Origin of the sequence: Nitrosococcus oceani ATCC 19707, assembly GCF_000012805.1 — a bacterium.
Lineage (GTDB): Bacteria > Pseudomonadota > Gammaproteobacteria > Nitrosococcales > Nitrosococcaceae > Nitrosococcus > Nitrosococcus oceani.
This window is the reverse complement of record NC_007484.1, coordinates 1,086,864-1,101,772: the sequence shown is the minus strand read 5'-3', so window position 1 is coordinate 1,101,772 and position 14,909 is coordinate 1,086,864. Positions and strand designations below refer to the sequence as shown.

General features: G+C 49.4%; 12 protein-coding genes. 5 read left to right on the top strand and 7 right to left on the bottom strand.

Features of this window, described 5'->3' with window-relative positions; translation table 11 throughout:
- Positions 1-60 precede the first annotated feature (60 nt).
- Positions 61-909 (bottom strand): class I SAM-dependent methyltransferase, encoded by an 849-nt coding sequence (locus NOC_RS05435; RefSeq protein WP_002810424.1) that lies wholly within the window; start codon positions 907-909, stop codon positions 61-63.
- 195 nt (positions 910-1,104) lie between these two features.
- Between NOC_RS05435 and NOC_RS05430 the strand changes: the two genes are divergently transcribed.
- The 4 genes from NOC_RS05430 (at position 1,105) to pyk (ending at position 5,467) form a co-directional block, all read left to right on the top strand.
- Positions 1,105-1,623 carry a hypothetical protein gene (locus NOC_RS05430; RefSeq protein ID WP_011330536.1) on the top strand — a complete coding sequence of 173 codons (519 nt, stop codon included), beginning with the start codon at positions 1,105-1,107 and terminating at the stop codon, positions 1,621-1,623.
- A 223-nt stretch (positions 1,624-1,846) separates the two neighbouring features.
- Positions 1,847-3,046: an alpha/beta hydrolase gene (locus NOC_RS05425; RefSeq protein WP_002810002.1), complete on the top strand. Its 1,200-nt coding sequence runs from the start codon at positions 1,847-1,849 to the stop codon at positions 3,044-3,046.
- 3 nt (positions 3,047-3,049) lie between these two features.
- Complete coding sequence (locus NOC_RS05420; protein ID WP_002811420.1) at positions 3,050-3,952, top strand: alpha/beta fold hydrolase; 903 nt, start codon at positions 3,050-3,052, stop codon at positions 3,950-3,952.
- 36 nt (positions 3,953-3,988) lie between these two features.
- Positions 3,989-5,467 carry a pyruvate kinase gene (pyk, locus tag NOC_RS05415; protein WP_002808791.1) on the top strand — a complete coding sequence of 493 codons (1,479 nt, stop codon included), beginning with the start codon at positions 3,989-3,991 and terminating at the stop codon, positions 5,465-5,467.
- Positions 5,468-5,578: 111 nt separating this feature from the next.
- On the opposite strand, the gene NOC_RS05410 is transcribed toward pyk, so the two are convergent.
- From NOC_RS05410 to NOC_RS05390, 5 genes are all read right to left on the bottom strand, one after another.
- A complete protein-coding gene (locus NOC_RS05410; protein WP_011330535.1) occupies positions 5,579-6,160 on the bottom strand; it encodes a thioredoxin family protein in 582 nt (193 codons plus the stop codon).
- A 39-nt stretch (positions 6,161-6,199) separates the two neighbouring features.
- Positions 6,200-6,418 carry a hypothetical protein gene (locus tag NOC_RS05405; protein WP_002811561.1) on the bottom strand — a complete coding sequence of 73 codons (219 nt, stop codon included), beginning with the start codon at positions 6,416-6,418 and terminating at the stop codon, positions 6,200-6,202.
- A 142-nt stretch (positions 6,419-6,560) separates the two neighbouring features.
- Positions 6,561-10,097: a UvrD-helicase domain-containing protein gene (locus NOC_RS05400; RefSeq protein ID WP_244860064.1), complete on the bottom strand. Its 3,537-nt coding sequence runs from the start codon at positions 10,095-10,097 to the stop codon at positions 6,561-6,563.
- Positions 9,994-12,729 (bottom strand): PD-(D/E)XK nuclease family protein, encoded by a 2,736-nt coding sequence (locus NOC_RS05395; RefSeq protein WP_011330534.1) that lies wholly within the window; start codon positions 12,727-12,729, stop codon positions 9,994-9,996. The genes NOC_RS05400 and NOC_RS05395 overlap by 104 nt, the downstream gene beginning before the upstream one ends.
- A gap of 57 nt (positions 12,730-12,786) precedes the next feature.
- The gene (locus NOC_RS05390) at positions 12,787-13,359 is read right to left on the bottom strand and encodes a hypothetical protein (RefSeq protein WP_002809849.1); all 573 of its coding nucleotides are present in this window, start codon (positions 13,357-13,359) and stop codon (positions 12,787-12,789) included.
- Between the two features lie 254 nt (positions 13,360-13,613).
- Here NOC_RS05390 and msrB point away from each other — a divergent pair, with 254 nt between their 5' ends.
- Positions 13,614-14,159, top strand: coding sequence for a peptide-methionine (R)-S-oxide reductase MsrB (gene msrB / locus NOC_RS05385; protein WP_011330533.1), 546 nt, complete (start codon positions 13,614-13,616; stop codon positions 14,157-14,159).
- Between the two features lie 85 nt (positions 14,160-14,244).
- Here the strand turns inward: msrB and NOC_RS05380 are convergent, their stop codons facing one another.
- Positions 14,245-14,901, bottom strand: a complete 657-nt coding sequence (locus NOC_RS05380; protein ID WP_002810828.1) for a hypothetical protein — start codon at positions 14,899-14,901, stop codon at positions 14,245-14,247.
- Positions 14,902-14,909 lie beyond the last annotated feature (8 nt).

Sequence of the window (14,909 nt, the reverse complement as noted above, 5' to 3'; positions counted from 1 at the left end):
GGAGCACTTGCAACTACTGGCCAGAAAAACAAAAAGTTAAAACTTCTTCCTGCAAAACTCTTATCCCGATTTTAACTTCTCGAAAGAAAACACCCTATAGCGCAACAAACCAAGACGGCTTGCCCATTCCGCTATCCAGGTTTCAAGCTTGGCGGAAGGATCCTTAATTCTGAGCTCCTTCCCTAGCGCACGGAGAAAAGCATAGGTAGGCAGCGTATTCTCTGTAATATCCTTCTCCATTCTCTCTTTAAATCCCATGGCTTGGGCCAAGGATCGATATTGCGTTAGAGTATATTGCAAATTGCAGTGACCAAAAAATCCCCTTGAAAAAGGCCATCCTGAACTAAACGCCATCAGCGGTGAAAAGAAATCTTGGGATACAAAATCAGAAAACGCAAATCGCCCCCCTGGTTTAAGCACCCGCCATACCTCTGCGAAAAACTGACTTCTTTGGGCAAAGTGAAAAATACACTCCACGGCCAAAACCACATCAAAGGATTGATCAGGAAAAGGTAACGCGCAGGCATCAGCTGCTTCAAAGTAAATGACGTTGCCCGGACGGGCCTTTATCTTTTCTTGTGCTCGAAGTAATTGCCGAATATCAATATTCAGTCCGATCAACTCCATGCCAGAGAAGTTTTCATTTAAGCTTGCAACAGTGCCTCCAAACCCACAGCCCACATCCAAAATTCGCTGGTTATTTTTCGTGTTGGCCGCAAAGTAAATTTCTTTACTCAGATTCTCCGCTGCCTGGGCAAAATCTTTCGGTGAAACCACCCCTTGCGGCGGTTCACTCCAATAGCCCCAGTGGACATGGCGCCCAAAAGCAAGCTCCAATTTTGCATTCTCTTGTTCTAGTTGCGCCAGTAGCAAATCAAAATAAGGGAGATGAATATCCTTGGCTGTCATCTTTTATTTCCATTAATTTTTTATATTACGGCTGAAGGAAGGCATTCTGTAAAATAACGCGCTAATGTCAAGAACAAATTTATATAGCAGGACAATTTAAGTATTTCTCAATTTAACGCTTATTTTATTTGGCAGTTACCTGCTCTCTGCGCTATCCTTGCAAATGTGTTTCATCCAAACTTCAAAATCAAGATTATGGCAAAACGGACGACGAAAAGGAAAACAGCTAAGAGCGCACGCCAACAAGTACCACAGGTGAGCGAGGCAATATCCCGTGCCGAAAAGGCAACTACGCTAGCTCAGAAAAAACTGGACAAGGCTGCGGAACGGCTTGATAAGGCAAAAGAGCGGGCAGCACAAGCCGTCACTAAAGCTAAAGAAACCAAGCGCGCTACCACAATAGCTGCTGCCGAACGAGCGCGCGAAGCCCTAACTAAAGCAAAAGAAGCCAAGCGAGAAGCGGCAGGAGAATTACGCCAGGCAAAGGCGAACCTCAAAGCTGAGGAAAAAGCGGAACGTGATCGCATCAAATCTGAAGAACAAGAAAAGCGCCTAGCTGAAAAAAAGGCAACCGCTAAAGCCCATGCTATCGCTGTTTTTGAAAAGAAATGGGAGCAGCAATGGGAGCGTAAGCAGCGCACCAAAAAAACTGTTAAACGTACTCAACGCAAGGTAAGCACTCCAAGCAAAGAGAAAAAAATAACCGCGCTATAAGAAAACTTCCTAACTTTAGATGGGATCTTGATCCGGCATGGGCGGCAAGAAAAATAGAACTACCCGCCCAGACGGGCAAATTAAGTCTATCTTTTTCACACCACTCATGCCGGGTTAAGTCTTGGATTAGGGTGCGTTGCTTATTCAGAATTTAAAGATGACTTCTGATTTCTCTAACGCTCCCGCCTTAAACGGGATTCAGCTACAGTAGTTAAGCAATGGGGTGAACATTCATTCTTATTACTTAACCTCCGCCCCCAGAAAGCGATTCATTAGCTATGTCTGGATTGCTTCTGCCTTAATACTTTTACTCAGCGGCTGCGCTCCTAAGCAAAGTTATGATGCAGCACTAATACTGGCAGACATTGCAGCCCAGGAAACGCCTTCACACTGGAAATCCGCTACCCCCGCTCCTAACCAAAAAGAGATCACCTATAGGATCAGGAACCGCATCCACCGTGGAACGCTTTATCTACCCGCCTCCGCGCCTCCTCAAGCGGGAATCGTATTAATCCCTGGTATCGTTCCCCGTGGCAAAGATGACTCTCGCCTAATCGCCTTTGCCAAAACTTTAGCACGGGCTCGCTTTGCCGTGTTCACTCCAGAGTTAAAAGAGTTTCGGCATCTCCAAGTAAGGCCGGAACACCCGCGGGTAATTGCCGATGCCCTTCTCTATCTGGCGAGTCGTCCTGAGCTGATTCCTCCAGGCCATCTGGGAATCGGGACCTTCAGTTTCTCTGTGGGTCTAGGAGTCATTGCCGCCCTCGAAGAAGATGCCCGTACCAAGGTGCAATTCATTCTTGGAGTAGGCGGCTATTATAATTTAGAAACGACTATCCGCTTTTTTACCACAGGTTATCTTTCAGACAACACTTATTATCCAAATCCCAGTGAATACGGAAAGCTTGTCTTTGCGGCAACCAGCCTTAACTACCTTACCAATTCAACGGATCAAATGGTCCTAGAAGAGATGATACAGATTAAGATCCGCAATCCGGATGCGGAGATTGCCTCTCTCGCGCCTCACTTAGGACCGGCGGGAAAAGCCGTCTATACTCTTTTAAGTAACACCGACCCAGAAAAAGTCCCCGGCCTCATCCGAACCCTACCAGCGGAGCTTCACCAGTTCATCAAAAACTTTAGCCTAAGCAATAAAGATTTAACCCAGCTTCAAGCCCAGCTCTTCCTCATCCACGGTAAGAACGATCCTCTCATCCCTTATACTGAAAGCCTCGCCTTAGCCGATGCTTTGCCTCCCAAGCAAACGAAGGTGTACTTAATAGAACAGGTGCTCACCCACGTAGACTTTAACTTTCAAAGCCTCTTTACCCGTGCCTTCTGGACTGAGGAACTACCGGATCTATGGCGAATGTACCGAGTCATCTACGCCCTGCTTGGAAAACGGGCACAAACCGATCCGTAGTTCATGGCGCCCATAGAGACCCGACTCATTCCAGCGAATGGTCTTTACTTTGAGGTTGAACAATGCGGATATGGGAAACGGCTTGCCCTTTGTCTCCATGGTTTCCCTGAATGCAGCTATTCATGGCGTTATCAGATACCACTGCTCGCAGACCAAGGTTACCGCGTTTGGGCACCAAATCTGCGCGGTTACGGGCGTAGCTCACGCCCCTCAAAAGTAGCCGCTTACCATACTGATCATCTCCTTGCAGATATTGCCGCACTTATCAAAGCTTCCCGTTGCCGCTCCGTTTTACTTATCGGCCATGACTGGGGAGCTGCCCTCGCATGGCTATTCGCCATTAGCAAAATCCATCCTTTAGAGGGCCTTATCATTATGAATGTGCCCCACCCCGCACTCTTCCTTAAATCCCTGAAAACATGGCAGCAGCTAAGGAAATCTTGGTATATACTCTTTTTCCAGATTCCCTGGTTTCCAGAATGGCTACTTAGTAGGAGAAATGCTTGTCTCCTAGGTAAAACCATACGCTACCTGGCAGTCAATAAAGATCGTTTCCCCCCTGATGTCATTAATGTCTATCGCCGTAATGCCGCCCAGCCTGGTGCGCTCCGAGCCATGATAAACTATTATCGGGCGCTGTTCCGAGAATTACCATGGCACAGATATCATGGCTATTTACCGTTGATTGAAGTACCTACTTTAATGATCTGGGGTGAAGAAGATTTAGCCTTAGGAAAAGAAACCACCTACGGAACCGAACGCTATGTAAGTGATCTTACTCTGCGCTATCTTCCCCGCATCTCCCACTGGGTGCAGCAAGAAACGCCGGAGCAAGTCAACGGTATTATTATTGAATGGCTTGCAAGGAAGAAATTAAAACCTTCTCACCCTGTGGCGCAACGTTGACAAAGACCCATTGAATCCGTTTGCAAGGGACGTCTCGTGATTTCAAAGAAACAAAAAAAAGCAGACCATGAAGGGGATTCTCCCTTCAAATTTGAAAAGGATCCACGAGCATGCCGTATCGTCTGCACTATCGGACCTGCCAGCCGTTCGCCCGCTATCCTGAGAAAAATGCTGCTGTCGGGAATGAACGTCGCCCGTTTAAATTTTTCCCATGGCAACCATGAAAGTCATGGGAGAATCGCTTGCGAAATCCGAGAAGCCGCCCAGCGTCTTATGAAGCCCGTTGCTATCCTCCAAGACCTCCAAGGACACAAAGTACGGGTAGGCAAGGTTCAGCACCCACCATCCCTTTCCCTTGAGGAAGGCCAGGAGATTCTGTTAGGTCATGGCGAAACGATCTCCAGCAAGCGGATTGGCATTGATTATCAAGATATCATCCAATATGTCACACCAGGCCAAAAAGTGTTTCTTGACGATGCTTCCATTGAGCTAGAAGTTCTCTCAATTGAGGAGAAAGATCTTCATTGCCAAGTCAAATTTGGCGGCCAGCTTAGAAGTCGAAAAGGGGTAATCTTTCCCGATTCTCAGCTTAGCTTTCCCCTCCTTAACGAGAAAGACGCAACCGATGCTCGCTTTGGCGTCTTTCTCGATGTGGATATGGTCGCTATGTCTTTTGTCCGCTCGGCGACAGAGATTATCGAAATGCGCTTACGCCTTGCTGAATGGGGTCAAAAAAATTCATTTATCATTGCTAAAATTGAAGATCATAAAGGCATTGACAACCTCGACGAAATCTTGCAAGTGGCCGATGGCGTTCTTGTTGCCCGAGGCGATTTAGGGGTAACTCTGCCGCGGGAGAAGGTCCCAAACATCCAAAAGGCCATTATCCAAAAAGCCAATGCCTTTGGCGTTCCAGTCATTACTGCCACCCAAATGCTGGAAAGCATGACTCATCATGATATCCCTACCCGGGCCGAAGTTAACGACGTGTACCATGCCGTCATTGGCGGTTCGGATGCAGTCATGTTGTCTGGAGAGACGGCTTCAGGCCGCTATCCCATTCAAGCAGTTCAGGAAATGAATCGTATTTGCCGGGAGGCGGAGAAAGAACTCCGAAATGTTAAGGGTGAAATCCCGGTACGGGGTAAACAAGACATGCACGATAAAATGGCCGCTTCAGCCGTTAATCTAGCTCACAATACAAAGGCCCGCTGTATCCTGGCCTTTTCTCTTTCTGGCGCCACCCTGCGGGCGCTTTCCTCAGCCCGCAGCAGCGTTCCCGTCTATGGCGTAGTGGTTGAAGAACGGCTACTGCGGCAATTACTCCTCCATTGGGGACATTCCCTGATTACCATGCCCCATGAAGAAACGCTAGAAAATCTTATCTGCCCTGCCCTTAAACAGCTTCAGGAAGAAAACATCATCCACTCTAATGATCGAATCGTGGTCATGGCTAGTCAAGCAGAAGCTGGCGCGAAGGAAACTTACCTCTTTAAACTCTACCTCTTAGAGTAAGAGCTCTCTTGCGATAAATTAAAATATCTTTGAAAGACTCTCCTTCGCGCCACAATAAGTATACAAAAAGGGCTTCTCTACACAGCCTTTCTTGCTACTATTTGGACGCCACTATCCGAAATAATCTGGTTCGTTCCCCGGCTTCCATTTAATGTTGCAACCCATACTGGGCCGCTGTTCATTGGGAATAGGCTGGCCACTGAGCACTGCTTTGACAGCCGTCTGAAGATCCTCACCGGTCACCGGTAAATCATTACCGGGCCGGCTATCATCGAACTGACCCCGGTAAACCAACTTGTGATTTTTATCAAAGAGAAAAAAGTCCGGAGTGCAGGCTGCCTTATAGGCCTTTGCAATCTCCTGGGTTTCATCATATAGATAAGGGAAAATATATCCCTGGGCTTCTACTTCCTCCGCCATTTTCTCTGGGCTATCATCGGGGTAGTTTTCCACATCATTGACGCTAATTCCCACAATCGCCAAACCTTTAGGCTGGTATTCGCGAGCAAATTGGGAGAGCGCACTGCTGATATGTTTCACATAGGGACAGTGGTTACACATAAAAATCACCAACAATCCACCGGCTCCCTTAAAATCCGCTAGTGACACGGTACGCCCTGTTGCCGGCTCTAGTAGTTGAAAATCCGGTGCCTGGGTACCCAAATCTAACATCATAGACTCAGTTCTAGCCATTATTTCCTCCTTGGTGGAACAACTTTATCAATTAAATGCTTATTCGACTGAGTGGTTATTTTCAACTTTTGTCAAAATAAGATTCGAATTATCCGCCCGTTGATAATAGGGGAGTGGCTGTTGTAATTCTTCAAACGCTTTATCCCGCTCTTCCACGGTCCGGTACCAGCGGTAAGATTCCCAATCTTCGCCGAGCAAATGGGATGCCCGCATGGTATCGCTAGAAGATAAGGTAATACGTATACCAAATTGTTTCATTCTTTCCTGCTCGCTTAGAAACTATTCTAATTATAAAGAGTCACTGTGTCTGATAACAGGCAAATCATCACTAAAATTACGGCCATACCATCATACCTGAACATTGCAAAACGCGCCTTAGCATCTCCCCGAGCAGTCGTTTTTAAAAGATTTTTTTAGACCACTCCCACTCTCGCCAACCGCCTATCTGAGGATAATAAAGCCCCAATCGTATTTTCTCCGTCCCAGGTACTTTAAGCGCCATCAGAGCAGCATAACGCTCCAGCTGAGGGTGATAGCGCTCCTGTTCTCTATTGAGAAATTCCTCCCTACCACCACCTTCATGGACGCCGGTTTTATAATCCACAATCCACCGAACTCCTGCCTCATCAATAAAGGTGCGATCAATAACCGCCCGGATAATTCGACCGTTTAAAACACCGCTCAAAGAATATTCATTCCGCGCCTGCCGGTAGTTCGAAGCAAGAATCCAACGCCCTCGCGGATCTTCGAGAGTCTGCCTGAGTACTTCCCGGGCGCGTTCTATGGCATTCTCCATCTCGTTAGGCATTACCCCCTGTTGCATCAGCGCCTGGCGCAAGGCGGGCGCAAGCGCGGTGATCCGAGCCAAGCTCCAGTGCTCGGGGCCTTCCCCGGCAATGATTTGAAGATAGCGGTGAACTACCGTCCCTATATGACGAGCGGTCTCTCCCGCCCAATCAAATTCAATGGGATCCAAGGCAGAAGCTGCCTCCGGCAAAACTTCGATATCCGCTTTAACTCCTGCTATAGGGGCGGGACATTGCCATTGGGTGCTTAGCCGGGAAATAAAGCCAGAGATTGAAGAATCCCCTGGGTCTCTTCCTTCTTCCCGATTCTCGGTTTCTCTTTGGAGAAGAGCCGTTGCTTCGAATTTTCCTTTTACCGCAGGCCACAAAGAAGCCAAAAGAGAATGCTTTGAGGGCACCTTGGGTTTGCCTGTGTCATCCAGATCCACCTGCCCAAACAGATGCAACCGGTGTTTTGCCCGCGTTACCGCCACATAGAGCAGGCGACCATTTTCGAATTCCCCCTTTTCTTCATGGAGCCTTTTAATATACTGATAGATAGAATCTTGGGATCTGCCCGCCCCGGAAATAGGCGCTAACAAGAGGGCGCCATCATCTCCCGTTGGATAATGGACAGTTGGGCGCTCCGCCCAAAGCAGTAATTGGTGACTTTCATGACGGGGGGGACGTCCTAGGCCAGGCACAATCACCGTATCGAATTCCAGCCCCTTAGCTCGATGGATCGTCATAATCTGTAAAGTCTCATCCGCCTCCTTATCCGGTGGGGCAAAGAGCTGCGCTACTGACTCCTCCAGGGCTCTGAAATCAAGAATCTCACCCGCTACCGCCTCCCGCTCTAACAAATCCAGGTAAACCGAAGCCTCCTCCAGCGCTATGGAATCAGTCACACAGGCGGGTCCACCAAGAGCCAGCCATACTCCTTCCACCTGCCGGCGAGGAGAGGTCCGCCGGCGTTCTCCCAAAGCTTTGGCGAATACCTGGCGGAGCCTGCCAAGCCGCTCCCGGCCCTCTTCGCTCAGCCCCTGAATACAAGCATCTTCCTGGATACGGTCCCAAACGGCTGCCTGCTTATCTTCACCTGCCAGAACATAGAGATCCGCCAAGGTTAAACCGCACCAAGGAGCGCGCAACACCGTTAGCCAACTAAGACGATCCCCCAGATGAAACAGGGCCTTGGTCAAAGCCAGTAAATCTTGCACGATCGGACGACTGCCCAAGGGCTCAATCTCCAAGGCCCGGAAACCCACTCCCGCCTCTCTCAGCAGAGGTACAATCCCGGCTAGATGCCCCCGACTGCGTACCAGGATGGCAATAGTAGAATTTGGCGCCGCCTGTCTGGTTTGCTGGACCAGATGGACCACCCTTTTTGCTTCTGCTAGCGAGCCTTTTTCAAAAAAGGGATGAATCTGGACTGCCGGTGCCATTAAAGGGGGATGAAAGGCATGGGACTGACTATAAGGGACGGCGCCAGTTGCTATTTCCTGGGCTACCGGCAAAATCTGGCGAAAAGACTGATTAACCCAATCCACAATGCCTTGCTGAGAGCGAAAGTTCACCGATAAGGTTAACGGCGTCAGGGGCAACAGCCCCACTCCTTGCCACCAAGCCTGCAAATAGAGTCCCACTTCAGCCTCTCGGAAGCGATAAATAGACTGCATGGGATCGCCAACCACCAATAAAGTCCGCCCCTCACCCGCTTCCCAGCCAAGAGTTAACCTTTCCAATAAGATATACTGACTGAGACTGGTATCCTGAAACTCATCCATCAGCAAATGCCGAATCTGGTAATCTAAGGCCAAGGCTAAATCCGTGGGCGCCTCAGCCTCCCCCAAGGCGACTACTGCCCGCTGAGCCACCTCGGTAAAATCCACTTCACCTTGCTCTTGAAATACCAATTGCAATTGAGCTACCGCCAAGGGCAAGAGTTGAAATAGAGCCTCCATCAACTGCCACTGAGCTGCCGTGTAAGAGGCCGAGGGCAGGAAACGCAGACCATGCAGCGCACGGCGCAACGCTTCTTCTCCTTCCAAACGTGCAAGACAATCTAACAAGGCGCGTTTTTGTTCCTTGAGAAATTGCCTCTCCTCCTGGCCGCGGGCAGCGCTAGGGGCGGGAAAACCAATATTTTTATTTGCTTGCTGGCGCCATTCGCCCTCATCCGTCAACAAAAGCTGGGCTAGCCCTAGCCAATGGGGTAATGCCTCGGCCTGGATTCCAGGCCAATTCCAGAGATCTCGACAAGCCTGAATAGGAGAGGCTGGAGCAGTAGCGGCAACATTACTAGCAGCGAAACGGGCAAGCTCCAATATTTCTGCCAGCATCGACTCGGGACAATAACGGCTAGCCCGCTTCAATCCGTCCTGGATAACCCCCTGGAGCGCTTCTTCCAAAATTTCTCGCTGCAATTGTTCATCGCCAGCGAGATGGCGCAACCATTGATCCCGCCGGGCAAGCATTGCCGAAAGCAGCCGTTCGATTTTTCCCCAATTATTATTCAAATGGCGGAGCAAGGTTTCCACGCTAGCGGACCATTCCGCGCCACTTTCCACCTCTGCCAAAGTCCTGTGCGCAGCCTGGCGATAGAGCCTCTCCGCATCTTCGGTAATTCCGGGCTGGGCGCCAAAGCGGGATAAAAGGGGCATCTGCCGGGTTAAACTGGCGCAGAGAGAATCAATAGTCTGAATGCGCAAACGGGCAGGATGGTCCTCAAGTGACCATCCCTTCCCTTCATCGCGGCGCCGCACCGCGCAAGCCAGATCCCAAGTGGTTTTGGCTGGTTCAGTTTTTGGCGGCTGGTTCTCCTTGGCACTGGCAAGGGCCGCTATGATCCGGTAGCGCATCTCCGCAGCCGCTTTGCGGGTAAAAGTAATAGCGACGATCTCCTCCGGCGCTTCCACCCGCGCCAGCAGCATCAAGTAACGCTGGGTTAGGAGTTCTGTTTTACCTGAACCGGCGGGCGCTTGCACAATAAAGGAGCCATGGGGATTGAGGGCCTGCCGCCGGGCATCGGCATCCGGGATAGACGGATTAATCATTCCTGTCCCGTTCTTTTTTATTTTTAGCAGCGCCACCGCCCAGCTCTTTAATCCGGCATAACCCAGGTAAAGCACAATAATCGCAACTGTTAGCATCCCTTGGCGCTACGGCCGCATACCCCTCCACGACCTCCACGGCAAGAGCGTGGAGAACCTGAAACCATCGCGCTAATAACTCTTCCCAACTGTCTAGACCGCCAGCAACACGAGTAAAAACAGCAACTTCAGGCATACTTCCTTCTTCTTTAGTAACCCCCAGATACTTCATCTCTCCTCGACGGACTTGCGCAAACAGGACGGCCGCCAGAGGTGCCTCATGGGCGATACAATATAAAGGAAGCTGGGGCTCTTCGGGCCGCTCGCCAAACCAGTGCCGGGGATTAGAGCGACCGGTCTTATAATCCACAATAACCCGCTCCCCGCTTTCCAACTGATCAATCCGATCCGCCCTGGTATCCAAACTGAGACCACCAAGGTTTAGGGGCTGAGACCTCTCTTGATGCAACACGGCAAAAGGGGGCCGTTGCTTGTCCCGCTCCAGCCATTCCAGCAACAACTGCTCCAACCGCTCCTGCTCTATAGCAGTAAACCGCTCGGTAAAAATCCGGGGGCGTACTGCCGTTTGCGTAGCAATCGCTTGTTTTGCTGCCTCTGCTATTAGCCCATGTAATTCTTCAGCGCTACAGGATAAAAGGGTATGCTGATTTTGCAATTTTTCCCACAAATATTGCAAAGCAACGTGAATCAAAATTCCTTGGTCCAAAGATTCTAAACCCACGCTGGGTTCTTCAAGACCTTTGGCGCCAAGGCGATACTCGGCAAAAGCGCGGAAAGGACAAGCAGCCTGAGCCTTAAGCAGTCCGGTGCCGCCCCCCACCTGGGCGCCTGCTTCCAAGGGAGGTCCCTGCGCGTCGACCAAAGTTTCCATTCTCCCCGTTTGCTGAATCTCATTGACATAGGACTCAACCGAAGCTAATTGCAATCTTTCTGGAAGGACAGACGCTAGCTCAGCAATAAGGGGGCTAGGCCGTAGATCCCTGTCGCCCTCCCGGCGGGGGTGACTGACAATGACCACAGGTGCGCTGGCAAGCAAACGCTCCGTTACCACGCGAGTATATGCCAGCTCCCGTTCGGCGGAAGCATGGGGCAAACGATAGTGACGTTGCAGCTCGATGGGTAGCAGGGGATTAGGGCGAGGCGCCGTCGGCCAAATACCATCATGCAGTCCCAGCATCCAGGCGGCATCGAACTGCTCGCCAGCCGCTTCCAAAACCCCCATCACCTGAACCGGCACAATAGGATTTTCGGGTTGAAACAAAGTTTCCACGAGCAGGTGCCGGAATTTTCCAATGGCTACATTTTTTTTTAAGGAGGGCACTACCCGATCCAAACTGGAAAAAGACTGTATGCTTTTATGCCAAGCCGAAACTGCTTGATATTCTTCACTATCAAGGGGGCGCTCTCCAGGCCAGCCTAACAATTGAAGCCAGCAGGTAAAACTCTGGGCCCAACCGCTCGGAGGCTGTCTCGCCGGCAATGAATCAACCTCAACCTTAAACTGCTGGAGCCGTTCTCCCAAGGCGGGACACCTGTGGTTAGCGTCCTCCTCCCGCGCTGTAATAGCAGCCTTCCATAAGCGTTCTAACGACACCCTCTCTTCCCGAGTCTTGCGGAGATAAGCATCCAAAAGGGCGCGATGAGAAAATTCCTGCTCTGCCGCACCCACAAAAGGCGAGCGCAAGAACGCCCCCATCTCCACCATGGAGAGTTCCCCTTTGCTAAGCTCCAAAATAAGTAGCGCTGTATGAACTAAAGGATTGTCCGCTAACGGCTGCGCCAAGGAAAGATTGTAAGCCCGCTCTATCCTCCCCCGGCCTGGCAATACAGCTTCAGGATGAAGGATATCATCGAAAATACGCGCCACCTGAACCCGTAAAAATTCCAGCTCAGGGACAATAACTCCAATCTTCTCCCCAGGAGAGTGTTCTAGCCTATGCCGAGCCCAGCGGGCCGCCACAGTAATCTCTTCTATCGTATCGGCTAGGGCTACCCGCCTGGTTTGTTGTGAGCCGCCCTGATTAGCAAAGACCTGAAGCAAAACTCCCTGCCGTTCAAGAACGGCTAGAAGCTCTTGTTGCTGGGGGGTGTATTCATCAAATCCTGCCAAGATAACTGTTCCCGGCAAAGGAATTTGCCCGCTTTCCAACATCCCGCCCACAGCATCGGGTAAACGGGCATTATCCAACCAATGATCCACCCGACAATAGTCCTCAAAAACCTGAGCCCATTCTAGAAAAGCTTGGGTATCTTCCGTTAGAAAGAGGGATTGGCCCGCTAGGGGGAGGCGCCAGGCATGCCACAGCCGCCATGCTTCCTGGGCTGTACGAACCGTGGCAGGAACTTGTAATAGCGCCCCGCTATAGGGCGAATCATAGATCACCCGCTCCCATAAACTTTGTTCCTGTAAGGGACTAAGCAGGGCAGGGCTAGAATTATCTGTTTCAGTGAGAGTCAACGTTTGATAATCGTAACAGCGCTGCAACCAAACCGACCAAGGAAGAATTTGCGGCGTTTCCCAGACGGTTAATCCTTTTACCTGCTGGACCCGATCATAACGATGTTGAAGTTCCCGCGCCAAACGATTATTAATCGTTAGCAGGAGCGCCCCCGCTCCTAGTACCGCAAAGACATCATCCTCACAAATCAATGGAATTGGTAATTTCAGCACTGCTACGCCAAAAGACTCTCCCTGGCGGTTATTTATGCTTATGGTCTAAATTCGGGTTTACTCAACCTCAGCTTCTATCTCGTGCTCAGCAAACGCTGACTCCTTATTTAAGGATGAGCCAGCAGTAAACCGTTCCCATTGAGACTCAAGGGCTATTTTCCGATCCGAGGCCTTGGTTTTTTTTCTGCGCCGGGGCTTATGAGGCTTAGCTGCTTTTTTTTCAAGCTTTTGGATCGCTTTCTCAATAGTTTGGAACTGCCGGGAACGCTTCTTAAGATTCGAGATTTCCTTCCTTAACCCAACGATCTCAGCACGGAGATCAGCGCTCTCCACCTTCAACTCCGCAACTGCTAACCGTGCTTTCTCGAACCTGGCTTGCACTGCGGCCGTAGCCTTAATTTTTTGCTGCTCCCGCGCTTTCGCTAGCCGCTCCCTAGCCTTTGTAAGGCGGCCGTTCAAAGTATCCAGCTTTTTAATCCTGGAAGCCAATACTCGCCCTGCTCCTGTGATTGCTTTTTCATACTCAGCAGGTAGTTTTTGCCGCACTGTAGCAAATTTAACCTCTAACATTGTGACAGGATTTTCTGCCCGCATATTTTCCATTTCAGAGGGTTTTTTTGCTCTAGCCATGTATAAAACTCCTTTCAATCTATCCCAATTTTAAATTTCGATAACTAATTTTAACGGCAATAGGCCAATAATTAAATCCTATTATGACGATTTAGCCGAAAAAATGAAATTATTAGCAAAAAACGTCATCTAAACTTTTAGAACCCACGTTATATAGGTTCCCTTTAATGCCATGATATCGTATCGACCCAAACCCGGTTTTTTTAAATTAATATGGATATAATTTCTTGACAACTGCTATGAGGATAATTGCCATGAAAAGAATACCTGCTCTCTCTCTTATTCTAGCCTTGTTAATCGCTAATACAGTATTTGCTGAAAATGGCGAAAAGAAAACGTTTAATGAAAATACCTTTAACAAGCCTAGTCTAGAAGAAATCAAAACCATACTAACTCCTCAACAATACCAGGTCACCCAAGAAGAGAAAACAGAATCGCCTTTTAATAATGCTTACTGGAATAACAACAAGGCTGGAATTTATGTGGATATTATTTCGGGCGAGCCACTTTTTAGCTCAACGGATAAATATACCTCGGGAACGGGATGGCCAAGTTTTACTAACCCGATCAATAAAAAATATATTGTTACCAAAGAAGATTGGTCTTTTTTTATGAAAAGGATCGAGGTGAGATCAAAATACGCGGACTCCCATCTCGGTCATATTTTTAATGATGGCCCGCCGCCAACGGGGCTGCGCTACTGTATCAATTCCGCTGCTCTGCGGTTTATTCCCGTAGAAAAACTGCGGGAGGAAGGATATGAAAAATATTTAACTCTCTTCGAGAAAAATGTTAAATGAATATAGAAAACCCATCGAACGAACAAACCAGCAGTATAACCTTTCCCCGCTGGAAGAAGATTTTCTTATCACTGTAGAGTTTACGCTACCGGCAAAATGGCCAAAACTGATAAAATTTCCGGCATTTGAAACGGTCTTCACAGCTTTTCAGCTGACTCCCATACATCCGGGCCTGCCGGGCTACCCGTTTAGCTACCCGCCGCAGATGGGGTTTCCGCCGCCAGGCTCCCCGCTGGTAACCCCGGTGGCCTTCGTGGTAAGCCAGATAGAGATGCTCAGGGTTCCGCTTGGAGATTCCTAGTCGCCGGGCGCTAATATGATTATACCAACCGATAAAATCGAGAACGTCTTCCATATCGGCGCGGCTTTTAAACCAGCCACCATTGGCACCCAGATAATCTTCCCAGGCAGGATCCTGAATCTGGCCATAACCATAAGCAGAAGAAGAACGGGGCAGGGGAATAAAGCCCAAAAACCAGCGCCGAGGTGGCCGAGCATCTCCTCGAAAACTGGATTCCCTGTGGATAAAGGCCATAAGAATAGGTGTTGGCGTACCCCATTTTTTTTCGGACTCCTTGGCATAATCATACCATTCCGGCTGTTTTTCAAAGATAACACAGAGATTTGCCGTGCTGGCAGGCGGAGTACTTGCGCAGCCCGTTAACAAACTAAGAAGGAAAAGGATAATAAAGCAATATTTAATAGGTGGATAAAATATCCGGCGGGAGGTTTCATATTCCATCCGGTGTT